This is a genomic window from Nonomuraea cypriaca (assembly GCF_015645445.1).
Lineage (GTDB): Bacteria > Actinomycetota > Actinomycetes > Streptosporangiales > Streptosporangiaceae > Nonomuraea > Nonomuraea cypriaca.
Window position 1 is genome coordinate 42879 of record NZ_JADOGI010000036.1, and the last position, 21301, is coordinate 64179.

Annotated in this window: 23 protein-coding genes and 1 pseudogene; 17 read left to right on the forward strand and 7 right to left on the reverse strand. The window is 67.8% G+C overall.

The annotated features are described in order from the left end of the window. Nucleotides 1–145: 145 nt before the first annotated feature. A complete protein-coding gene (locus tag ITP53_RS14725) occupies nucleotides 146–1528 on the forward strand; it encodes an SLC13 family permease (RefSeq protein ID WP_195895936.1) in 1383 nt (460 codons plus the stop codon). On the opposite strand, the gene ITP53_RS14730 is transcribed toward ITP53_RS14725, so the two are convergent. After that, entirely contained in the window at nucleotides 1438–2016 is a 579-nt protein-coding gene (locus ITP53_RS14730) for a GntR family transcriptional regulator (RefSeq protein ID WP_195895959.1), read from the reverse strand. The two genes, ITP53_RS14725 and ITP53_RS14730, sit on opposite strands and share 91 nt — an antisense overlap. Nucleotides 2017–2125: 109 nt before the next feature. Between ITP53_RS14730 and ITP53_RS14735 the strand changes: the two genes are divergently transcribed. The 5 genes from ITP53_RS14735 to ITP53_RS14755 all read left to right on the forward strand — a co-directional run bounded on the left by ITP53_RS14735 (nucleotide 2126) and on the right by ITP53_RS14755 (nucleotide 9185). Then, entirely contained in the window at nucleotides 2126–3328 is a 1203-nt protein-coding gene (locus tag ITP53_RS14735) for a CaiB/BaiF CoA transferase family protein (RefSeq protein WP_195895937.1), read from the forward strand. Nucleotides 3329–3330: 2 nt separating this feature from the next. After that, nucleotides 3331–4137, forward strand: a complete 807-nt coding sequence (locus ITP53_RS14740; RefSeq protein ID WP_195895938.1) for an enoyl-CoA hydratase — start codon at nucleotides 3331–3333, stop codon at nucleotides 4135–4137. Between the two features lie 197 nt (nucleotides 4138–4334). Beyond that, nucleotides 4335–4697 carry a hypothetical protein gene (locus ITP53_RS14745; protein WP_195895939.1) on the forward strand — a complete coding sequence of 121 codons (363 nt, stop codon included), beginning with the start codon at nucleotides 4335–4337 and terminating at the stop codon, nucleotides 4695–4697. 1339 nt (nucleotides 4698–6036) lie between these two features. Further along, a complete protein-coding gene (locus tag ITP53_RS14750; protein ID WP_207755974.1) occupies nucleotides 6037–7677 on the forward strand; it encodes an RICIN domain-containing protein in 1641 nt (546 codons plus the stop codon). A 17-nt stretch (nucleotides 7678–7694) separates the two neighbouring features. Further along, entirely contained in the window at nucleotides 7695–9185 is a 1491-nt protein-coding gene (locus tag ITP53_RS14755) for a non-reducing end alpha-L-arabinofuranosidase family hydrolase (RefSeq protein ID WP_195895941.1), read from the forward strand. A 155-nt stretch (nucleotides 9186–9340) separates the two neighbouring features. Here the strand turns inward: ITP53_RS14755 and ITP53_RS56020 are convergent, their stop codons facing one another. Genes ITP53_RS56020 through ITP53_RS14765 form a run of 3 tightly spaced genes read right to left on the reverse strand, consistent with a single transcriptional unit; the run spans nucleotide 9341 to nucleotide 10888 of the window. Next, the gene (locus tag ITP53_RS56020; protein WP_328814522.1) at nucleotides 9341–9577 is read right to left on the reverse strand and encodes a non-reducing end alpha-L-arabinofuranosidase family hydrolase; all 237 of its coding nucleotides are present in this window, start codon (nucleotides 9575–9577) and stop codon (nucleotides 9341–9343) included. Nucleotides 9578–9625: 48 nt separating this feature from the next. Further along, complete coding sequence (locus tag ITP53_RS56025; RefSeq protein ID WP_207755975.1) at nucleotides 9626–9811, reverse strand: hypothetical protein; 186 nt, start codon at nucleotides 9809–9811, stop codon at nucleotides 9626–9628. Nucleotides 9812–9844: 33 nt separating this feature from the next. Continuing rightward, nucleotides 9845–10888 (reverse strand): LacI family DNA-binding transcriptional regulator, encoded by a 1044-nt coding sequence (locus ITP53_RS14765; protein WP_195895942.1) that lies wholly within the window; start codon nucleotides 10886–10888, stop codon nucleotides 9845–9847. 245 nt (nucleotides 10889–11133) lie between these two features. Here ITP53_RS14765 and ITP53_RS14770 point away from each other — a divergent pair, with 245 nt between their 5' ends. From ITP53_RS14770 to ITP53_RS14780, 3 genes and pseudogenes are all read left to right on the forward strand, one after another. Then, the gene (locus ITP53_RS14770; RefSeq protein WP_195895943.1) at nucleotides 11134–11319 is read left to right on the forward strand and encodes a hypothetical protein; all 186 of its coding nucleotides are present in this window, start codon (nucleotides 11134–11136) and stop codon (nucleotides 11317–11319) included. Next, nucleotides 11255–11599, forward strand: a pseudogene (locus ITP53_RS14775) (hypothetical protein); the annotation flags it as partial. The gene ITP53_RS14770 and the pseudogene ITP53_RS14775, both read left to right, overlap by 65 nt. 112 nt (nucleotides 11600–11711) lie before the next feature. Continuing rightward, nucleotides 11712–12131, forward strand: coding sequence for a carbohydrate ABC transporter permease (locus ITP53_RS14780; RefSeq protein ID WP_236050816.1), 420 nt, complete (start codon nucleotides 11712–11714; stop codon nucleotides 12129–12131). Here ITP53_RS14780 and ITP53_RS14785 read toward each other — a convergent pair. Further along, on the reverse strand, nucleotides 12098–12562 hold the full coding sequence (locus ITP53_RS14785; RefSeq protein ID WP_328814509.1) for a carbohydrate ABC transporter permease: 465 nt from the start codon (nucleotides 12560–12562) through the stop codon (nucleotides 12098–12100). The genes ITP53_RS14780 and ITP53_RS14785 overlap by 34 nt on opposite strands. On the opposite strand from ITP53_RS14785, the gene ITP53_RS14790 reads away from it, so the two are divergent. The 3 genes from ITP53_RS14790 to ITP53_RS56030 all read left to right on the forward strand — a co-directional run bounded on the left by ITP53_RS14790 (nucleotide 12534) and on the right by ITP53_RS56030 (nucleotide 13434). Beyond that, on the forward strand, nucleotides 12534–12779 hold the full coding sequence (locus ITP53_RS14790) for a carbohydrate ABC transporter permease (protein WP_207755976.1): 246 nt from the start codon (nucleotides 12534–12536) through the stop codon (nucleotides 12777–12779). The genes ITP53_RS14785 and ITP53_RS14790 overlap by 29 nt on opposite strands. A 101-nt stretch (nucleotides 12780–12880) precedes the next feature. Then, nucleotides 12881–13240: a family 43 glycosylhydrolase gene (locus tag ITP53_RS61070; protein WP_407941242.1), complete on the forward strand. Its 360-nt coding sequence runs from the start codon at nucleotides 12881–12883 to the stop codon at nucleotides 13238–13240. Then, nucleotides 13123–13434, forward strand: a complete 312-nt coding sequence (locus ITP53_RS56030) for a family 43 glycosylhydrolase (RefSeq protein ID WP_407941243.1) — start codon at nucleotides 13123–13125, stop codon at nucleotides 13432–13434. Before ITP53_RS61070 ends, ITP53_RS56030 begins: the two co-directional genes overlap by 118 nt. On the opposite strand, the gene ITP53_RS14800 is transcribed toward ITP53_RS56030, so the two are convergent. Both ITP53_RS14800 and ITP53_RS14805 read right to left on the reverse strand, forming a co-directional pair. Further along, nucleotides 13423–13845 carry an SMP-30/gluconolactonase/LRE family protein gene (locus ITP53_RS14800; RefSeq protein ID WP_195895944.1) on the reverse strand — a complete coding sequence of 141 codons (423 nt, stop codon included), beginning with the start codon at nucleotides 13843–13845 and terminating at the stop codon, nucleotides 13423–13425. The two genes, ITP53_RS56030 and ITP53_RS14800, sit on opposite strands and share 12 nt — an antisense overlap. 7 nt (nucleotides 13846–13852) lie before the next feature. Then, entirely contained in the window at nucleotides 13853–15139 is a 1287-nt protein-coding gene (locus ITP53_RS14805) for an ROK family transcriptional regulator (protein ID WP_195895945.1), read from the reverse strand. Between the two features lie 129 nt (nucleotides 15140–15268). On the opposite strand from ITP53_RS14805, the gene ITP53_RS14810 reads away from it, so the two are divergent. From ITP53_RS14810 to ITP53_RS14830, 5 genes are all read left to right on the forward strand, one after another. After that, entirely contained in the window at nucleotides 15269–16588 is a 1320-nt protein-coding gene (locus tag ITP53_RS14810; protein ID WP_195895946.1) for an ABC transporter substrate-binding protein, read from the forward strand. Beyond that, the gene (locus tag ITP53_RS14815; RefSeq protein ID WP_195895947.1) at nucleotides 16585–18093 is read left to right on the forward strand and encodes an alpha-L-arabinofuranosidase C-terminal domain-containing protein; all 1509 of its coding nucleotides are present in this window, start codon (nucleotides 16585–16587) and stop codon (nucleotides 18091–18093) included. Before ITP53_RS14810 ends, ITP53_RS14815 begins: the two co-directional genes overlap by 4 nt. Then, nucleotides 18090–19037, forward strand: coding sequence for a carbohydrate ABC transporter permease (locus ITP53_RS14820; protein ID WP_195895948.1), 948 nt, complete (start codon nucleotides 18090–18092; stop codon nucleotides 19035–19037). The genes ITP53_RS14815 and ITP53_RS14820 overlap by 4 nt, the downstream gene beginning before the upstream one ends. Next, nucleotides 19030–19875, forward strand: a complete 846-nt coding sequence (locus ITP53_RS14825) for a carbohydrate ABC transporter permease (RefSeq protein WP_328814517.1) — start codon at nucleotides 19030–19032, stop codon at nucleotides 19873–19875. Before ITP53_RS14820 ends, ITP53_RS14825 begins: the two co-directional genes overlap by 8 nt. After that, the coding region (locus ITP53_RS14830) for an arylsulfatase (RefSeq protein ID WP_195895949.1) at nucleotides 19872–21301 on the forward strand (1430 nt) is incomplete at its 3' end. The genes ITP53_RS14825 and ITP53_RS14830, both read left to right, overlap by 4 nt.

Here is a 21301-nt window from a genome sequence, read left to right on the forward strand (position 1 = left end):
ACCGCTGGATGTGAGCTAGCACATACTCACCAAATCGGAATCCTGATTTCACATTCCGGAAACAACTCCCTGGCGCCGGGGACAGCGGGGCAGGCCCCGCACATAACGATCCACAGATCCTTCCCCCCCGATCCGGGAGGCTTCCTTGTCCGTAGAAGTCATCTCAATCCTTGTCCTCGCCGGGATCTTCCTCGTGGCCACGGTGCGGCCCGTGAACCTGGGCGCCCTCGCCATCGTCGCTGCCTTCGTCCTGGGCATCTCCGTGCTCCCGGGAGCGGACGTCGGGGAGAAGACCGACGCGATCTTCGCCGGCTTTCCCGGCGACCTGTTCGTCGTCCTCGCCGGCGTCACATTCCTCTTCGCCATCGCCAAGAACAACGGAACCGTCGACTGGCTCGTCCATGCCGCCATCCGCGCGGTGGGCGGCCGCATCGGCCTGATCCCGTGGGTCATGTTCTTGGTCACGGCCTGCCTCACCGCGATCGGCGCCGTGGTGCCGGCGTCAGTGGCGATCATTTCCCCGATAGGAATGGGCTTCGCCGCCCGCTACAAGATCAACCCGCTCATGATGGGCTTGATGATCATCAATGGGGCCAGCGCGGGCGGCTTCTCGCCCATGAGCATCTTCGGCGGCATCACCAACGGCGTGGTCGCGAAGGCCGGGCTGCCCGGCAACCCGACGCTGCTGTTCTTGGCCTCGTTCCTGTTCAACCTCGCCATCAGCCTGGTGGTCTTCTTCCTCTGGGGCGGCCGTGAGCTGCTCGGCCGCCGTGTCGATGACACCGGTGGCGAGACCGCCGAAAGTGGTAGGGGCACCGCCCGCCCAGGCGGCACAACCCTCGCCGCCACCTCGGGCTCGGGATCGTCGGGCGGAAGAGCCGCGACTGCGACGATCGCGCCGCACGGCGCGGCAGGAACGGCCATCGCCTTGGACCGTGACCGGATCCTGACACTGCTCGGCCTGGTCGTCCTGACCGTCGGTGCCCTGTTCTTCGACCTCAACGTCGGCCTGGTCGCCATCACCGTGGCCGCGATCCTGTCGCTCGTCTCACCGGCGTCCGCCAAGGACAGCGTCAACCAGATCGCCTGGCCCACAGTGCTGCTGGTGTGCGGCATCGTCACGTACGTCGGTGTCATGGAGAGCATCGGCACCATCGAATGGCTGGGCAATGAGGTCGCCACCATCGGCGCTCCGTTGCTGGCCGCGTTCATCATCTGCTTGATCGGGGGCGCGGTGTCCGCCTTCGCCTCCACCACCGGCATTCTCGGCGCACTCATCCCGCTCGCTGTGCCCTTCCTCACCGGTGGTAGTGCCGTCGGAGCGGTCGGTCTCATCGCCGCCCTGGCCATATCCTCCTCGGTTGTCGACTCCAGCCCGTTCTCGACCAGCGGCGCGCTTGTCGTCGCGAATTCGCCGGAGGACAAGCGAGACGCCGTCTACAAGGGACTCATGCGGTGGGGCTTCAGCATGGTGCTCCTCGCTCCGCTCGCTACCTGGATCATCTTGGTGGTGCCCGGCTGGCTGTGAGCACAACGTGTGCCCGAGCTGAACGTGCCCTCCCGGGATTGCGCCGACTTGACGGGGAGGGCGCCGGCGGCCTGCGGGCCCAGGCCGCCGCCGACCAAGGCCAGATGGAAGGCGAAGCCCTCTTCAGTGACCCCAGCGGAGTCGCCTGTGGTGGCGGCTTCCTCCAGCCGGTCCATGGCACTGCGGCACCGGCCCATCGCGATGTTGTCTTGTACGGGCACGCCGAGGCGGATCGCCATTCGTTCCGGCTCTTCGCGCAGCGTGAAGATCTCGTATGCGTCCTGCAGGGTGACCGTCCGCACGAAGGTGCCACGCCTGGGGATCTGTACGACCAACCCCTCGGTCCCCAGAGAGCGCAGACCCTCGCGCAACGACGGTCTGCTCACGCCGAAGCGTTCGGAGAGTTCGGCTTCACCCAGACGGCTGCCAGGAGGCAGGTCACCGCAAAGGATCAGCTCTCTGACCCGGGCGGCGGACCAGCTAGGCAGGCTCGCCGGTACCTGATGCGCTTAACGACTAAATATTGTCTACAACACTTGTAACGTCGGGTCGCACGCAGGAAACACCCTCTGCGGCTCCGGCACGGTAGGAGGACTCATGAACCACGCCTCACTGGCGGGAGTCACCGTACTCGAGGTCGGCGTCTTCATGGCGGCCCCGTTCGCCGCGATGCAGTTGGCTGATCTCGGTGCGCGGGTGATCAAGATCGAACCGCCGCAGTCTGGGGATCCGACCCGCGCGACGGGCCCCTTCCTGGACGGTGAGAGCTCGCCCTTCATCCGGCTGAACCGGAACAAGGAGTCGGTCGCACTGGACCTGAAAAGCGACCATGGCAAGGAAGCCTTCCGCAGGCTCGCCGAGCGGGCCGACGTTCTTGTGGAGAACCTTCGTCCTGGCGCGATGACACGTCTCGGTTTCGGCCCGGACGCGCTCAAGGAGCTCAACCCGCGGCTGGTCTACGCTTCAGGCTCGGGATGGGGGCAAGACGGGCAGCTGTCGACGTTGCCCGGCCTCGACATCATGGCCCAAGCTCGATCCGGGCTCATGTCGATCACCGGCACCGCCGAATCCGGCCCGGTCAAGGTCGGCGTGCCGATCTGTGACCTGGTCTGCGGGCTGTACCTCGCACTCGGCATCACCGCGGCGCTGCGGCACCGCGACGCAACCGGCGAAGGACAGCACATCGACGTGTCCCTGTTTGAATCCGGCGTATCTTTCGCGGTCTGGGAGGCCGGCAAATACTTCGCAACCGGCGAGATCGGCCGGCGGACCGGCAGCGCCCATCAGAGCCAGGCCCCCTACCAAGCCATCCGAGCCAGGGACGGAGGAGTGACCGTCGGTGCCATCACACCGAAGACCTGGATCGGCTTCTGCACAGCACTGGGGCGCGAGGACCTGCTGGCCGACGAGAGGTATGCGACGAGCAACTCCCGGATCGCGCTGCGCGAAGAACTGATCGCCGCGATTGAGCAGACCACGCTCACCCGGACCGTCGACGACCTGGTCAGCGCCTGGGTATCCGAGGGAGTGCCGTGCGCACCCATCGCCGACTACAGCATGGTCTTCACCGATTCTCATCTCACCGAGCGCGACTACTTCTGGGACGCCCGCCACCCCGATCTGGGTAAGGTGCGACAGCTCGGGTCACCGATCCGCATGTCGGCCACCTCGGCTCGCCGCGACAACGCAGGACCGTCCCTGGGCCAGCACACGCGCTCGGTTCTGGCGGAGATCGGCATGGCGGACATCACCGCCGCCTCCAGGTCCGGCAGTTCCGGCAGTTCCGGCAGCAAGGAATGAGCATGGCCGCCCAAGGCGGGCCCACCCCACCCGGCGACTCCGCCGAACTCCTGGTTGCCAAGGCCGACGGCGTCCTCAACGTGACCTTCAACCGGCCCGAGGCGCGCAATGCCATGACGTGGGCCATGTACGAAGGTCTGTATGACGCCTGTGAGCAGGCCGACAACGACCCGGACGTCAACGTCATGGTGCTTCGCGGGAGCGGGGCAAAGTCGTTCGTCGCCGGAACGGACATCGGGCAGTTCACGGCGTTCTCCTCCGGTGCCGACGGAATCGCTTACGAAGCCCACATCACCAAGATCGTCAACCGCCTCGAGGGTGTCAACATACCGACCCTTGCGGTGATCAGGGGATACTGCGTCGGTGGCGGGCTCGCCATCGCCGCCGCGTGTGACCTGCGCATCGCCGATGACACCGCCCAATTCGGGGTGCCGATCGCCAGGACGTTGGGCAACTGCCTGTCGGCGAACACCTTGTCGCTGCTGGTTCACCACATCGGACCAGCGCGCACGCTGGATCTCCTGCTGCGCGCCGATTTCCTCACTGCGTCTGCAGCGCACGCCGCAGGCTTCTTGGCCGAGGTGACCACCCCTCCTGAGCTGGACGAGCGGGTAACCGCTACGGTTGTCCGATTGCTCGCCCACGCGCCGCTTACCATGTGGGCGAGCAAGGAACTCCTACGCCGCATGCGACGCCGTCTGATGGTCGACGACGACGACGTGGTGTCGGCGGTCTTCGGCAGCGACGACTTCGCCGCGGCGGTCCGTGCCTTCGGCGACAAGACATCGCATACCTGGAAAGGCAAGTAAAGGCCCTCAGCGAACGAACTTCACCTCGCTGCAGCGCGTCCGCTTCGAACGTCCGGCCTTCGACTGTCGCGGGGCTGACCGCACTGCGCCTGCCGATAGTTACATCCGCCCAGGTCATGACCATGTGAGGGCTTCGCGTGGCGTGCGCGAGGTCCGGCCACCAGGAGACGGAAGCGCGTGCGGCATGATGATCGGCCGTGCTCCTTCGCCTGGCCTACCTGACCGTCACGAACACTTTCGCCGCGCTGCGGTTGCCGATGCGGATCTGCGCCCCGGCCGCCCCTCGCGTGCTGGGTGGAGATCACGACTTCGGCCTGGGCGCCGGCGCAGTACGTGATCAGCTGTCCGAGGTGTCCGTGGTCGGTCTGCTCAAGCTGGTTCTCGACCACGACGACGCGCCCTTGGGCGTCTTGGAGCAGGAGGTCGAGAGCGTACCGGCCGACGGCATACTCCCGGTGCCGCAGTTCGAGCGCGAGCCCGACGGCCTGGCCGAGAACATCGAGGTTGTCGGCGAGCCACGGGGTGAAGTCCTTGGCCTCGTTGGACCAGATGGTGCGTAAGAGTACCGATTCGAGTCGGCCAAGCTCCGCCATGCTTCTCCTCTATCACCTGTTGATCCTCGGAGAAACGAGGTGTTGTCGGCTGTGCTTCCTGAGGGGACGCCATCGTCCGGACGGATCCTCGGTGGAGGAGATTCATTCCCGTGCGCCGTCGGTCGGCGAGTTGGGCGGTGGTGTGCGCACGCTGGAAGGAGGAGAACGCCGGGACCTGCCCGGAGCCGAAGCGCCGCCGGGTCCACCCGGACTGCGGAGTGTCGGTGGACGTGGGCGCCTGGCTGAGTCCCCACACGTTGGTCCACTGATCGACCTCCTTCTGCAGCATCTCGTAAGGCAACACGGAGTCGTTGGTGCCGTGCCACAGCATCGCCCGCGGCCGGGGTCCCGTGTAGCCCGGGTAGGCGTTGCGGGCCAGGTCACCCCACTGCTGTGGCGTCTTGTCGCCGTTGCAACCGTGCATCGCCACCAGGATGCCCGGGTGGGATGCCATATTGCCGGGGACGTAGACGTACATCTGAATGTTGCCGGGGTTGGAGCCGAAGTCGGGCACCTGCGTGAGAGTGGCGCCGACGCTCGTGGCACGGGCGCCATGAGCATGGCAAGGTTGTAACCGCAGCGGCGACAATGGCCGCCGTGCCGATGGCGGTGAGCTTCTTGGGGTCCCGTCTCATCGTCCGCCCTTCATCGGCTGGTCAGAACCGGGCGGGGATGCCCGTGCCCGGGATTTGTTAGCGCTAACTTGTCATGGCCACGACCTTGAGGCGCCTTCAGTATGAGAAGGCGATACAAAAGTTGTCAACATAGTCCGAAAGTTTCGTACGCGATGCTCCCCCCTAGCATGGGGCGACTTGGATCGGTTGGGGTTGAGCCCCTTCCACAACGTACAAACTTCGGAGAGATCGTTACGATCGAGCGGCAGCGAACGTTTCACGGCGCATATCGGTGGCTGGCTGTCGCAAATAGGGTAAAAGCCCAAATAGTAGCGGTTCTAACAGTCCTTGCCGTCGGCGCGCTGCGATGTGAGGCTCTTGACTTGCGAGCGTTCCTGGTGTTAGCTCCGCCGCAACACGCTTATGCACACATCCTCGGCGGCGACAGTGAGAGCGAATGTTAAGGAGCGAGGGAAGAATGTTAACGCTAACGCCCACATCCGCCTCGCCCCGGGGGGTGAGGGGTGCGGTGACTGCCGTCACAGTTGCGGCACTGCCGTCCGGCAGGTCGTCGGCGGCGTGATGTTAGCGCTAACAGTAGGCTGAGCCCCGCTTGCCCGCATCGACGACACAAATCCCCCGCACCGCGGGCGTCCGGTTCCATGGTGCCCCGATCCCGAAGGACATGAATGATGAAGTGTTCGAGGTGGGCAGGGCTGCGTCTCCTGCCCGGGCGGTCGGCGAGAACAACGGTGTCGCTGCTCGTCGTGGCGCTGATCGCCGCCGCCATGTCGGTGGTGTTCGGCGACACCGCCCAGGCGGCCACGACGCTGGGCGCGTCGGCGGCCGAGAAGGGCCGCTACTTCGGCGCCGCCGTCGCGGCAGGCAAGCTTGGCGACAGCACGTACGTGACCATCCTGAACCGGGAGTTCAACAGCGTCACCCCCGAGAACGAGATGAAGTGGGACGCCACGGAGCCGTCCCGCGGCACCTTCACGTACACCAACGCCCACTTCCGGGCCTCGAACGCCATCGGCGCGCACCTGGCCAACGACACCTGCGAGCACTGCAACACCTACAACATGCTCAAGCTGACCCGGGAACTGTGGACGCTCAGCCCCGACCAGGTGCGATACATGGACTTTTACGAGCAGGCGCTGCTCAACCACATCCTCGGCGCGCAGAACCCGGCCGACGGCCACGGGCACGTCACCTACTTCACCCCGCTCAGGCCGGGTGGCCGCCGTGGCGTGGGCCCGGCGTGGGGCGGCGGCACGTACAGCACCGACTACAACTCGTTCTGGTGCTGCCAGGGCACCGGCGTCGAGATCAACACCAAGCTGATGGACGCGATCTACTTCCACAACGGCACGACCCTGACCGTGAACCTGTTCACCCCGTCGGTGCTGACCTGGACCCAGCGCTGGATCACGGTCACTCAGACGACGTCCTATCCGGCGAGCGACACCACGACGCTGCGAGTCACGGGCGACGTCAGCGGGTCGTGGGCGATGCGGATCCGCATCCCGGCCTGGACCGGCGGCGCCACGATCAGCGTCAACGGCGTCCAGCAGAACATCACCGCCGCCCCCGGCACGTACGCCACCCTGACCCGGTCCTGGACCTCCGGCGACACCATCACCGTCCGGCTGCCCATGCGGGTGGTCATGAAGGCCGCCAACGACAACCCGAACGTGGCGGCGATCACGTACGGGCCGGTCGTCCTGTCTGGCGACTACGGCAACGCCACGCTGTCGGCCCTGCCCGCGCTGAACATCTCCACCATCACCCGGACCAGCACGTCGGCCCTCACCTTCACCGCCACCGCCAACTCCGCGGCCGTCAATCTGGGCCCCTTCTACGACGCCCACGGGCACAACTACACCGTCTACTGGAACACCGGCGGTGCCGGTACGGGCACGGCGAGCTTCCGCCTGATCAACGCGGCCAGCGGGCTCGCCCTGGGCATCCAGGACATGTCCACCGCCGACGGTGGCTTGGCCCTGCAGTGGACGGACAACGGCACCGCAGACCACGACTGGGTGCTCATCGTGGACGGCGTCGCCGTGCGCTTGTGCAACGTCAACAGCGGCAAGGTGCTGGGTGTGGAGAACATGTCCACCGCAGCCGGGGCCCGCGTGATGCAGTGGGCCGACAACGGCACCGCCGACCACCGTTGGCGGCTGCGGTACGGCGCCAACGGGTGCTTCCGCATCCAATGCGCCAACGGCGGCCGTGTGCTCGGAGTCAGCGGCGGTTCCACCGCCCAAGGCGCCCAGATCGTACTCGCCGAAGACACCGGTTCCAACGACCGCCTCTGGTGGTTCCTGTGATGATCGAAGGAGTAATGATGCCGACCATCGGCAGGCGCGATCGCCTGCGTACCCTGCTGGCCGCCCTTCTGGCGACCTTACTGAGCGCCACCCTGCTCACCTTCGCCTTGCCTTCCGCATCCGCGGCGACCGTGGACACCAGCGCCTGGTACGTCCTGGTCAATCGCAACAGCGGCAAGGCACTGGACGTCTACAACCTGTCCACCGCTGATGGCGGCCGCATCACCCAGTGGACCAGGAACAACCAGAACCAGCAGCAGTGGCAGTTCGTCGACTCCGGCGGCGGCTACTACCGCATCAGGTCCCGCCACTCCGGCAAGGTCCTGGACGTCCACAACTTCTCCACCGCCAACGGTGGCGCGATCGTGCAATGGGCCGACGGCAACGGCGCCAATCAGCAGTGGCGGCTGGCCGACAGCGCGGGCGGCTACGTGAGGTTCATCTCGCGCCACAGCAACAAGGCCCTGGAGGTCCAGGGCGCCTCCACCGCCGACGGCGCCAACATCGTCCAGTACGACGACTGGGGCGGCAACAACCAGCAATGGCAGCTCGTCCAGGTCGGCGGCGGCACCACCCCCACGCCCGACCCGACAGGCGGCACGTGCGCTCTTCCGTCGACCTACCGCTGGACATCGACGGGCTCGCTGGCGACCCCGAGGTCGGGGTGGGTCTCGCTCAAGGACTTCACCGTCGCCCCCTACAACGGCAGGCATCTGGTCTACGCGACGACGCACGACACGGGTACGAGGTGGGGTTCGATGAACTTCGGCCTCTTCAGCAACTGGTCCGACATGGCCTCGGCCGGCCAGAACGCGATGTCTTCCTCGACTGTCGCGCCCACGCTGTTCTACTTCGCGCCGAGGAACATCTGGGTGCTCGCCTACCAGTGGGGTGGGACCGCTTTCTCCTACCGGACCTCCAGCGACCCCACCAATCCGAATGGCTGGTCATCGCAGCAGGTGCTCTTCTCCGGAAGCATCTCCGGCTCCGGAACAGGACCCATCGACCAGACGCTCATCGGTGACAGCACGAACATGTACCTGTTCTTCGCCGGGGACAACGGCAAGATCTATCGGGCCAGCATGCCCATCGGGAACTTCCCGGGCAGTTTCGGCACGACATCGACGGTGATCATGAGCGACACGACGAACAACCTGTTCGAAGCCGTTCAGGTCTACAAGCTCCAGGGCCAGAACCGATACCTCATGATCGTCGAGGCGATCGGCTCGCAGGGCCGCTACTTCCGCTCATTCACCGCCACCAGCCTGAACGGTTCGTGGACCCCTCAGGCCGCCACCGAGAGCAGCCCCTTCGCAGGCAAGGCCAACAGCGGCGCCACCTGGACCAACGACATCAGCCACGGCGAACTGATCCGCACCGGCGCCGACCAGACCATGACCGTCGATCCCTGCAACCTGCAACTGCTCTACCAGGGACGCAGCCCCAGCTCCGGCGGCGACTACGGCCTCCTGCCCTACCGGCCGGGCCTGCTGACACTGCAGCGCTGATGGCGTGACACGGGTCCGGCTCGGATGTTCCTGACGTTCATGGCAAAGGCGTATGCCCAATCGGGTGAGCGCTGTCACGGCACGCGATCAGGACCTGTGGAGCTAAAGCGACGGGCTCGGTGCAAGGCCGAGCCCGTCCGGGTCACGCAGAAATGTCAGCGCTCACATAGCGACGGAGCGCTGTTGTCGCGGATGATGTCGGGCATCTCCTCCTGGAAGTTGCGCGGTGCGGACCAGGTCTCGGGCTTGGACGGGTCCTTGGTGGTGGAGTACGACGGCAGTCCGGTCTGGTAGACGAGGTACCACTTCTTCTGCGGGGCGAAGTAGAACACCTGCGGCGCGGCGCGGCGCGGCCCGGTAGCCGGGGCCGACGGCCGACTGGTCGAGGTAATAGTGCGGGGCGGAGGCGGCCTGCGACCAGTCCTTGAAGCTGGTGAACATCAGGTTCCAGCCGCCGCCGCGCAGCGCGGTGGTGGCGTAGACGAGCCAGCGTCCTTGTGGCGGACCACGGTCGGGTCCTTGACGGCGACGATGTCGTGGGTGGCGTCGGGCTTGGGGCTGATCAGCGGGCCGGACGAGGTCCACTGGAACGCGGACGGCAGGCCACGCCCGGCCGAGGCTGTCAAGGCTTAGTTTCGGGCGAGCCTTAGTAATTTACGCTAACCAGCAGCCGGAGCAGTGCTGTCTCGAATGATCAGCTCAGTGCCCAGTTCCACCCGGTGCTGCGCCAAAGGCTCTCCTTGTGCAAGTTTGAGCAGCATGCCGGTGGCGGCCGCCGCCATCTCGGTGAGCGGCTGGTGGACCGTGGTCAGGGGCGGGTTCATCCACCTGACCGCGGGCAGGTCGTCGAAGCCCACCACGCTCAGATCGTCGGGGATGCGCAAACCGAGCTTGTAGGCCGCACGGTAGACGCCGGTGGCCTGCCCGTCGTTGCAGGCGAAGATCGCCGTGGGCGGCTCCGGCAGTCGCAGCAGGCGTTCGGCCTGCGCCAAGCCGCCCTCAATGAGGAAGTCACCCCGGCCGATCAGTTCCGGGTCGACCGGGACGCCGGCCATGTCGAGAGCGGTGCGGTAGCCGTCGAGACGGGCCCGGCTGGCAAGGGCGTAGTCCGGGCCCGTGATGACGGCGATGCGACGGTGCCCCAGATCGAGCAGGTGACGGGTGGCCGTGAGCCCGCCGTTCCAGTTGCTCGCGCCCACCGAGGGCACCTGGGGTGCGGGGTCGTCGGTCGGGTCGAGCAGGACGAGGGGGATGTCGCGGGTGGCGAGCTGGTGGCGCTGGGCCTCGGTCAGGCTGGAGAACACGGCGATCACGCCGGTAGGGCGGCGCCTCAGCACGCCTTCGATCCAGCCCTTGCCGGGCGTGTGGCGGTGCTGCAGCTCGGACAGCACCATGGCGAGCTGGTGTTCGCGCGCCACCTGCTCGACCCCGGCGGCGATCTCGGTGGGATATTCACCTTCCAGCGCGTGGAAGACCAGCTCCACCAGGGGAGTGGAGGTGGCACGGCGCCGTTGCGGGCGGTAGCCGTGCTCGTGGATGAGCTGCTCGATGAGAGCGCGGGTCTCAGGCCCGACCTCGGAGCGCCCGTTGACGACCTTCGACACGGTGGCCGTGGACACCCCGGCCAGCTCGGCGAGCTGCGCGATGGTCAGCGGCCGGGACGAGGCGGTGCCGCCGGCGGACGGGTCTTCGGTCGTGGTCATGGCGGCAGTCTAGCGAGGAGGTTTCGGACGGTCGTATCGCTCATTTCAGCTTTCTTGCCAGCAGGTTCTTGACGAGTTTCGGAAGCTACACATATGGTCCGGGCATTAACGATCGTTGAGTGCTACGAAACTTTCTGGCTGCGGGAAAATCTGAAGGAGCGCAGCATGAACCTCATCCCGCCTCCCTCGGACGAGGGCTCACCACCGTTGCCGCTGCCGCTGGAGCGGGGATCGTGATCGTCGCCATGAATGACACCCCCGGCGCACGCGGCCAGCACGCTGGGCGCGTGGGCCGCCGCAACGAGCCGCTACTTCGGATCGGCCACGGCAAGCTCATGCACTGGGACGTGGTCAACGAGACGTTCGATGAGGACGGTACGCGACAAGGGAAGTCCGCCCACCACGCCATCGCCGCCGCCCTCCGCTCCTGAACCCGGAAGAGACCCCGTGAGATCGTTGAAGTTCCATCAGATCGCACCGGTCGTGCTCGCCGCGGCCCTCGTCCTGACAGCCGCTGCCTGCGGAGGCGGCGGCACCGCCACCCCGTCATCAGGGGACGGCAGAACGTTCGAGTTCTGGTCGTTCACCGGCATCAATCAGAAGAAGTCCGTTGAGGACTACCAGAAGGCCCATCCGGGCGTGCAGGTGAAGCTCACCGAGGTGGGCTCCTCGGTGGAGACCGCGCAGGCGCTGACCACGGCGCTGGCCGGCGGCAAGGTGCCCGACCTCGTGCTCATTCAGGGCGACGACCTGCCGAAGTTCGTCCAGCAGCCGCAGAACTTCCAGGATCGACTTCCTGCAGTCCGGGTGGGGGAGTCACGTCATGATCGCCGTGATGGTGACCTGGCGCTGGTTCGGCTACACCACGCTGCTCTACCTGGCCTCATTGCAGGCCGTACCGCGGACGATCTACGAGGCCGCTGCGGTGGACGGCGCCGGCGCGTGGAAGCAGTTCCGGCAGATCTCCATCCCGTCGCTGCGGCCGGTCATCGTCTTCACCGTCGTCACCTCCACGATCGGTGGCCTGCAGATCTTCACCGAGCCGCTGCTCGTCTCCCGTACCGCGCCGCTCACCTGCGGCCCCGTCCGGCAATGCCAGACGCTCACGCTCTTCCTGTACGAGCAGGGCTTCGGCCAGTTCCAGTTCGGCTACGGCGCTGCCATCGGCGTGGCCCTGTTCGTGCTGATCATCGCCGTTGCGGCGCTCAACTACATTCTGTCCACCCGCATCCGCCCGGGATGAAGAAGGCCGACAGGGTCCGCTGGTGGACCTATCTCCTGCTCGCCGCGGCCACGCTGGCCTGCGTGTTCCCGCTGTACCTGCCAGGTGGTGGCCCCGTCTATGCGGGCGGCCTGCAGGATCTCGTCGCTGATCGTGGTGGCCAGGTGCTGGCGCATCCAGAAGATGCCGAACGCGCTGGCCAGGCCGGGCACGATGAGCGCCTGCAGGGTGTCCACCCAGCCCAGCGAAGAAATGATCATGTACTGGGGGATGACGGCGAGCTGGGTCGGCACGGTCATGGTCAGCACGACGATGAGGAACAGCACGTTGCGGCCGCGGAAGCGCAGCTTGGCGAAGGCGAACCCGGCCAGCGAGCACAGCACGGCATGCCCCACGCCGATCGTGCCGGCCACGATGAGGCTGTTGAGGATCGAGCGGCTCGGGTTCGTCACCTCCTGGAACGACTTCCTGTGGCCGTTCATCGTGCTCAAGTCGCCCGAGATGTACACCGCGCAGATCGCCATCAAGGCGCTGCAGAACAGCTTCACCGTCGATCTCGGCCTGGCCATGTCCGGCTCGTTCCTGGCCACCCTGCCGCTGCTGGCGCTGTTCGTCTTCGTCGGCAGGCGCATGGTCGCCGGGATCATGGACGGCGCCTTCAAGGGCTGACCATCGTACGGAAGACAAGACACACGTGAACGTTTTCGGGCGGGACAGCACTCGCATCCTCAAGAAGGGAACACCTGAACGTGCCCCTGTACGACAACCCGGTGGTGGCGGGGTTCCACCCCGACCCCAGCGTGTGCCGAGTGGGCGAGGACTACTACCTGGTCTGCTCCAGCTTCGAGTACTTCCCCGGCGTGCCGATCTTCCACTTCATCGTCATTGCCGAGCGCGCCGAGGGCCATGGTCGGACCCGCTCTGGATCGACCTGCCGGGCATCGACTCCGACCTGGCCTGAGACGGCGACGGCGCCTGCTGGCGCGTCTTCTCCGGCAACTAGGTGGCCCGCATCGACCCCGTCGCGGGCAAGGTCCTCGAAGGCCCGTACCCGGTCTGGTCCGGCACCGGCGGGAAATATCCGGAAGCGCCACACCTCTACCAGGTGGACGGCTGGTGGTACCTCCTGATGTCCGAAGGCGGCACGGAACGCGGACACGCCGTGTCGATCGCCCGCGCCCGCTCCCCGCGCGGCCCGTTCGAGCCCGGCCCGGCCAACCCGGTCCTCACGCACCGGGGCACGAACCGGCCGATCCAGAGGACGGGGCACGCCGACCTCGTCCAGGCCGCCCACACTCGTTCTCCCAAGTCGCTATGGCGATGACAGGGTTCCGGCGAAGGGGAGCTGCGGGGTGCCGGTTGCGCCGACCCGGCCCGCGTCCCATGTGTGGCCGGATCCCGGGTGGGCGGCAAGGGCGGTGGGGCTCATCCGCTTCCTGCTGGTCGTGACGATCAGGCGGTCCCGGTCCGGGCCCGCGAAGCAGCAGCTCGTCGGGGTAGGGACGGGGATCGGCTCGCGGTGCAGTTCTGTGCCTGCGGGGGAGAAGCAAGCGACGTGGCCGCCGCCCGCGATGGCGCTCCAGACGTTGCCCTCGGTGTCCACCGCCATGCCGTCCGGCCGGCCCGGTGGAGGGATCTCGGCGAACAGGCGGGTTTCCACCCAGGTCAGGGTGCTGGTGGCAGCGTCCCATCGCGGGCATTCCCCGAGCGTCGAGCAGGGGCCGAACCAGGACATGGATCCCCTAGCCTATCGCGCGGGCGGCTTCGTGGCCGGCGAGGGCCGGGACGAAGACCTCGGGGGAGCGGTAGACGGCGTCCAGGAGGACGGCTCCGGCGGCGATGCCGACGGCGTGCGGGCCGAAGGCGCTCGCCTGGATCAGGGAACCGGCGTCCCGGAACCGGTCGGCGTCGAGCTTGGCCCGGGCGGTCTCCCGTACGGCGGCGACGTGGTCGGCGGGGGCGCTGACTCCGCCGCCGACGATGACGAGCTCGGGGTCGAGCAGCTCGATGAGGGTGGCCGTCGCCCTGCCCACCAGCTCGGCCCGCTCGCGCAGCAGGGCCTGTGCGGCGCCGTTGCCGCCGGCGGCGAGGGTGAGAACGTCGTAGATCTCGCCGTCGTCGGCGATCAGCCCGGCCTCGCGGGCGCGCCGGGCCACCTCGAGGTCGCCGGCGACCATCTTGAAGCAGCTGCGGCTGCCGCAGTCGCACTGCTCGCCGGACGCCCCCGCCACCGGGAGGTGGTCGAGGCCTCCCGCTACGGCACGCGCTCCCGGGTACGGCCGGCCGTTGAAGATGAACCCGGCCCCGACCACGTTTCCGACGAACAGGTGGATGAGGTTGTCCACGCCCATCGCGGCGCCGAACCAGTGCTCGGCCAGCGCCAGGGCGCGGACGTGGGAGTCGATGACCACGGGCAGACCGAGCATCCCGCGCAGCTCCTGGGCCAGTGGTACGTCGCGCCAGCCCAGCACCGGCTGGTGCTCGACCTGGCCTGACGCGCTGTCCACCCATCCGCCGGTGCTGGCGCCGACGCCGAGGATCCCGACCCGGTGCGCCGCCGCCATGCGCTCGACGGCGGCGGCGGCGCCGCGCACGACCGGCTCGAACCCGGTGGTGCCGTGCGGTTCGTGCACCTCGTCCACCAACCGGCCCTTGAGGTTGATGAGGCAGGTGATCGTCCGGTGCAGGCCGAAGTGCACGCCTATCACCCCGTACGTGGACTCGTCGATGTCCACCGGCACTTTGGGCCGGCCGACTCCGGTCGGGCCGGCCTCGGGAGCCCTGGTGAGCAGGCCCGCGCGGGCGAGAGCGGCCGTCAGCTTGGTCACCGCGCCCGTGGACATGCCGATGGCGGTGGCCAGGTCGGTGCGGGCCAGCGGGCCGGCGTGCATCAGCTCGCGCATGATCGTGGAGTAGTTCTGCTGCCTGATGTCGCCGAGCTGGGCCGGGCGAGGACGTCTCGTTCCGGTCCGGCCCTTCTCGGGCTTCGCTGCCCGCTCGTTCATGCCCTCGGTTCTAACACTGCTCATCAGGCCCCGTCCAACTCCTCACTCGGCCCGGCCGGTCCGTGGTGAGGACCGTTGACAGCACCTGGCCGCCCCTTTATCTTCCACTGAAAGATAACTCACGGCTGGTTGTCTGATCAAGGAGGCTCAGTCATGGACGACGGTCCTCGGTCGCTCCTCACCCGCAGGACCCTGTTCGGCCTCGGGCTGGCAGGAGCGGGCGCTGCCCTGTTGCCGGCCTGCTCGGCCGGCGGGAGTGGCGCCGACCGGCAGGGAAAACTCGACGTCGCCTTCTGGGGGACGCAGGACCAGATCGCGGCGACGCTGTCCGCGTTCAAGATCTTCCAGCGTGATCATCCAGAGATCGCGGTCAACAGCCAGTACGGCGCGTACGAGGGTTATTTCGACAAGCTGGCGACCAGGGTCGCCGGCGGCAACCCGCCCGACATCTTCCAGATCGACCTGCCGTTCCTGGGCGACTACACCAGCCGCAAGGCGGTCAGGCCGCTCGACGAGCACGCCGCGCGCCTGGGACTGGACAAGCTGCCCTCTTCGATGAAGGGCCTGGCCGAGTTCGGCGGGCACTCCTACTTCACCCTCGTCGGCGGCATCACCCAGCCGGGCATGGCCTACAACGCAGACCTGCTGGGCGAGCTGGGGCTGACAGCTCAGGAAAGTGACTGGACCTTCGAGGACTTCGAGAAGGTGGCCACCGCCGTCGCCACTGCGAGCAAGGGCAAGGTCTGGGGCACCAACGACTTCGGGGCGGCCGTCGTCGCCGTCGAGTCGTACATGAACGGCCGGGGCAAGGCGCTGTACGCGCAGAACGGCGGGCTGGGCTTCGACGAGACGGATCTACGGGAGTGGCTCGGCCTGTGGGACCGGCTGCGCAAGAGCAACGTCGCGCCGCCGATGGACTACACCGCGGCGCAGGCCGGGTTCCAGGACTATCCGATCGTCAAGGGCAAGTCGGCCTTCTCGCAGATCCCGACGGCCCGCGGCGCCGCCGCCCTGCAGGCGCTGACCAAGGCCAAGATCACGCTCACCACGTTCCCCTCGGTGAGCAAAGGTGGCGTGCTCGGCACCACGGTGGTGCCGGTGGCGATCTGGGCGGTCTCGTCCAGGTCCCAGTCCGTCGCGGCGGCGGTCGAGCTGCTGTCGTTCCTCGCCGGCTCGGACCAGAGCGCGGCGGCGCTCGGCATCCAGGGCGGCGTCCCGCTGGACGAGGCCGGCAGGAAGGCGCTCTACCCCAAGCTGAAGGCCGGCGACCAGGCGATCGTGGACGTCTTCGACGAGGTCAGCAGGGGCGACCTCGCTCCCGTGCAGGTGCAGCCCTCCGGGGCCGCCCAGGTTCTGTCGGCCGCGAACTCCGCGATCGTCAAGGCCAACCAGTCAGTGGGATTCGGCCAGGCCACCATCGATCAGGCCGTGGCCGAGTTCTTCACCCAAGCGGAAAGGATTCTCAGCAATTGAGCAGCGAAGCGACGTTCCGGCTCCGGGGCACCGTCATCGGCGACATCCGGCCCGAGATCTACGGGCAGTTCATGTCGCGCCGCCGGTGGGTGGCCGATGAGGCCCTGCACCATCCGGGTCACCCGGACGCGGACGAGTCGGGGCTGCGGGTCAACGTCGTCGAGGCGGTCAAGGAGCTGGCCACGCCGGTCGTGCGCTGGCCCGGCGGCTGCACGGGCACCTCCTACGAATGGGAGCGGGGCGTCGGCCCCGAGCGCAGCCGCACCGTCGACTGGCACTTCGGCTACGACGTGGGCAACGGGTTCGGCACGGCGGAGTTCGTCGACTTCTGCCGCCGCGTCGGCGCGGAGCCGCAGATCAACCTGACGACCGGCACGGGCTCGCTGCGCGAGGCGCTGGCCTGGGTGGAGTACTGCAACGGCACCGGCGACTCGCACTGGGCCAACCTACGCCGCTCCCACGGGTTCGAGGAGCCCTTCAACGTCCGGTACTGGCAGATCGGCAACGAGGAGTGGGGCCACTGGGAGCTCGGTCAGCTCGACCCGGCGGGCAACGCCGCCCGCAACCGCGAGTGGGCCAAGGCGATCAAACGCCTCGACCCCGGGCTGAAGGTGCTCGCGGTGGGTTCGTACGAGCCGGACAAGGCGATCGACTGGAACCTGCCGCTGCTGCGCGAGGCCTGGAACCACATCGACTTCCTCACCCTGCACACGTACTGGCCCTTCGACCCCGATGCCGAGGGCGGCGACTACACCCGCGTGATCTCCGGCCCCTACCGGACCGAGTTCGCGATCGAGGCGATCCAAGGCCTGGTCGACCTGGTGGCGCGGGAGAAGCCCGGCACGGCCAAGCCGATGCTCGCCTTCACCGAGTGGAACTGCGCCGACGCCACCCGGTACGAGATGAGCCCCAAGTGGCGGCCCACCGACTGCCGTTTCCGCCTGGTGGACGCCCTGGCGGCGGCGACGTTCCTGAACGTCATGCAGCGCCGGTGCACCAGCGTGGGGCTGGCCAACTTCGCGCAGACCATCAACGTCGTGGGCGCGCTGCTGGTGACCGAGGACCAGGTCGTGCACGAGACGGTCTACTGGCCGCTGTGGATGCAGCGCCACCACAGCGGGAGCGTGGCGCTGGCCGCCGACGTGACCTGCGGCACCGTGCCGGGGGAGACCCTGGAGCGGGCTCCGCTGGACCTCCCCGCCCTCGACGTCAGCGCGACCACCGACCCGGGCGGCCGGACCGTGTGGGTGTCGGTCGTCAACCGGGACCGAGACCAGCCCGTGAGGCTCGCGCTCGACCTCGGCGGGCCGCTGGCGAGCGACGAGGTACGCGTGCACCGGCTGCACACGCAGGACCCGCTGCGCGGCAACACCCTGGCCGAGCCGGACGCCGTGGCCCCGCGTACCGAGAAGGTCGTGCTCGACCCGGGCCAGGCGATCACGCTGACCGCGAACTCGTACTCGATCATCGAGCTGACCATGGCAGAGCCGGTCGTGACCCCATGACCACGGCCGTGTCCAAGCGCGTCGCGACCGCGCGATCGGCGCCCGTCGCCCGGCGGCCGAGCCGCTACGTGCGAGGTCACGGCCGCTGGGCCCTGGTCTTCCTGGGGCCCTGGCTGATCGGCATGCTCGCCTTCACCGCCGGCCCGATGATCGCCTCGCTGTACTTCAGCTTCACCGACTTCGACCTGTTCAGCGACCCGGTCTGGGTGGGCCTGGAGAACTACACGCGCATGTTCACCGGCGACGCCACGCTCCTGACGTCGCTGCGCGTCACCGGCATCTACGCGCTGGTCGGCACGCCCCTGGAGCTCGGGCTGGCGTTCCTGGTGGCGGTGCTGCTCAACGCGGGCATCCGCGGCAGCGCCTTCTACACCTCGGTCTTTTACCTGCCGTCGCTGTTCGGCGGCAGCGTGGCCGTGGCGGTGTTGTGGCGGCGGATCTTCAGCGAGGACGGGCTGGTCAACCAGCTGCTGGCCCCGCTCGGCATCGAAGGGGCGTCGTGGATCTCCGATCCCTCGTACTCGCTCAGCACGCTGATCGCGCTGGAGGTGTGGCAGTTCGGCGCGCCGATGGTCATCTTCCTGGCCGGGCTGCGGCAGATCCCCGTGCAGTTCTACGAGGCGGCGCAGGTGGACGGCGCCGGTCCGCTGTCGCGCTTCGTGCGCATCACCGTGCCGCTGATGACCCCGATCATCTTCTTCAACCTGATCCTGCAGCTCATCAGGTCGCTGCAGGCCTTCGCCCCCGCGTTCATCATCAGCGGCGGCACCGGCGGGCCGCTCGACTCGACGCTGCTCTACTCGGTCTACCTCTACCAGCAGGCGTTCACGAACTTCGACATGGGCTACGCCGCCGCGATGGCCTGGCTGCTCCTGGTCATCTCCGCCATCGTCGCCGGGCTGAACTTCCTGCTCGGCCGGAAATGGGTGATCTACGGTGACTGACTCCGTACGGCGCTGGGGCGTGAAGGTCTCCCTGTACGTCGTGCTCACCGCCACCGCCATCGTGGCGCTCTACCCGCTGGTCTGGATGGTCTCGGCCTCGTTGCGCCCGGAGTCGGAGATCTTCGCCGACCCCGGGCTGGTCCCCGGAAAGCTCACCCTGGACAACTACGTGCGCGGCTGGACCGGGACGGAGATCTCGTTCGGCACCTACCTGCTCAACTCGATCGTCGTCTCGGTGCTCGTCGTCATCGGCAACACCCTGTCGTGCAGCCTGGCCGCCTACGCGTTCGCGCGGCTGCGCTTCCGCTTCCGCGGCGTGGCGTTCGCGATGATGCTGGCCACGCTCATGTTGCCGCCGCACGTGACGCTCATCCCGCAGTACATCGTCTTCAACCGGCTCGGCTGGGTGAACACGTTCCTGCCGGTGGCCGCGCCGCACTTCTTCGCCGTGTCGGCGTTCTTCGTCTTCCTCATGGTGCAGTTCATCCGGGGGATCCCGGCCGAGCTGGACGAGGCCGCCCGCATCGACGGCGCCAACCACCTGCGGTTGTTCTGGTCGGTGATCTTCCCGCTGCTGCGGCCCGCGCTCGTCACCACCGTCATCTTCAGCTTCATCTGGACCTACAACGACTTCTTCACCCAGCTCATCTACCTCAACGACGCCGGGTTGTTCACGGTCCCGCTCGGGCTGCGCTCGTTCCTGGACGCGACCGGGGAGTCGGCGTGGGGCGCGATGCTGGCCATGAGCACGCTGGCGCTCCTCCCGATGCTGGTCGTCTTCGTCGTCTTCCAGCGGATGATCGTGCAGGGCATCGCGACGACGGGACTGCGCGGATGAGACCACCGAACGTGCTGCTGATCCTCGCCGACGACCTGGGCTTCTCCGATCTCGGCTGCTACGGCGGCGAGATCGCCACGCCCAACCTCGACGCCCTGGGCCGTGCCGGGGCCCGGATGTCGCAGTTCTACAACACGGCCCGCTGCAGCCCGTCCCGCGCGTCGCTGCTGACCGGACTGCATCCGCACCAGACCGGGATCGGCGTACTCACCCGCCCCGACCTGCCCGAAGGCTACCCGGGCACGCTCGACCCGCGGGCCGGGACGGTGGCCGAGATCCTCGCCGCGCGTGGCTGGGCGACGTGGCTCAGCGGCAAGTGGCACCTGGCCGCCGACACCACGACCCCGAACGGCTCCTGGCCGACCCGCAAGGGGTTCGACCGGTTCTTCGGCACGCTGGCCGGCTGCTCCAGCTACTTCGACCCGCAGACGCTGACCAGGGGAGAGACCCCGGCCGACGACGCCAGGACCGCCCCCGGCTTCTACTACACCGACGCGATCGGCGCTGAGGCCGCCTCGTGGATCACCCGCCACCCGGCCGCCCGGCCGTTCTTCCTCTACCTCGCGTTCACGGCCCCGCACTGGCCGCTGCACGCCCTCGGACCCGACATCGAGGCCAACGCCGGCAAGTTCGACGAAGGCTGGGACGTCCTGCGCGAACACCGCCTGAAACGACTGGCCGGCGAAGGCATCCTGGACTCGGGCACTCGCCTCAGCGAACGTGACCCCGCCCAGCCCGCATGGGCCGGCACCGGCGACCAGAAGTGGCAGGCCCGCCGCATGGAGGTCTACGCGGCGCAGGTCACCGCGATGGACCGGGCCGTCGGCCGGGTCGTGGACGCGCTCAAGGACTCCGGCCAGTACGGCAACACCCTGATCATCTTCCTGTCTGACAACGGCGCCTCGGCCGAGGAACTACCGATCGGCGACCGGTTCGCGGACAAGGACCGGGTGCTCGCAAGCGGGACCGTCCGCGCCGGCAACGAACCGGCCATCACCCCCGGCGGCGAAGACACCTACGCCAGCTACGGCACCACCTGGGCGAACCTCTCGAACGCGCCGCTGCGCCGCTACAAACGCTGGGTCCACGAGGGCGGCATCTCGACACCGTTCATCGCCCACTGGCCGGACGGCGGCATCCCGGCGGGTGTGAGTCACACGCCGGCGCAACTCGTGGACGTCCTGCCGACCATCCTCGACGCGGCCGGGATCGATCCCGGCCCAGGCCGGGAGGGCCGCTCGATCTTGCCCGCCCTGCGCGGCGACCCGATGCCGGACGCGCCCCTGTACTGGGAGCACATCGGCAACGCGGCCATTCGCCATGGCCGGTGGAAGCTCGTGCGCGCCCATCCCGGTGACTGGGAGCTGTACGACATCGAGACCGACCGCACGGAACTTCTCGACCGCGCCGCGGAGCACCCCGAGGT

What these genes read in the sequence shown, in the direction of transcription:
- ITP53_RS14755 (WP_195895941.1), top strand. Translation starts at nt 7,695, where the DNA reads ATGCCGACCATCGGCAGGCGCGATCGCCTGCGTACCCTGCTGGCCGCC.
- ITP53_RS14810 (WP_195895946.1), top strand. Translation starts at nt 15,269, where the DNA reads ATGGACGACGGTCCTCGGTCGCTCCTCACCCGCAGGACCCTGTTCGGC.
- ITP53_RS14740 (WP_195895938.1), top strand. Translation starts at nt 3,331, where the DNA reads ATGGCCGCCCAAGGCGGGCCCACCCCACCCGGCGACTCCGCCGAACTC.
- ITP53_RS14735 (WP_195895937.1), top strand. Translation starts at nt 2,126, where the DNA reads ATGAACCACGCCTCACTGGCGGGAGTCACCGTACTCGAGGTCGGCGTC.
- ITP53_RS14780 (WP_236050816.1), top strand. Translation starts at nt 11,712, where the DNA reads ATGATCGCCGTGATGGTGACCTGGCGCTGGTTCGGCTACACCACGCTG.
- ITP53_RS14765 (WP_195895942.1), bottom strand. Translation starts at nt 10,888, where the DNA reads ATGACCACGACCGAAGACCCGTCCGCCGGCGGCACCGCCTCGTCCCGG.
- ITP53_RS14820 (WP_195895948.1), top strand. Translation starts at nt 18,090, where the DNA reads ATGACCACGGCCGTGTCCAAGCGCGTCGCGACCGCGCGATCGGCGCCC.
- ITP53_RS14750 (WP_207755974.1), top strand. Translation starts at nt 6,037, where the DNA reads ATGAAGTGTTCGAGGTGGGCAGGGCTGCGTCTCCTGCCCGGGCGGTCG.
- ITP53_RS14770 (WP_195895943.1), top strand. Translation starts at nt 11,134, where the DNA reads ATGAATGACACCCCCGGCGCACGCGGCCAGCACGCTGGGCGCGTGGGC.
- ITP53_RS14805 (WP_195895945.1), bottom strand. Translation starts at nt 15,139, where the DNA reads ATGAGCAGTGTTAGAACCGAGGGCATGAACGAGCGGGCAGCGAAGCCC.
- ITP53_RS14800 (WP_195895944.1), bottom strand. Translation starts at nt 13,845, where the DNA reads ATGTCCTGGTTCGGCCCCTGCTCGACGCTCGGGGAATGCCCGCGATGG.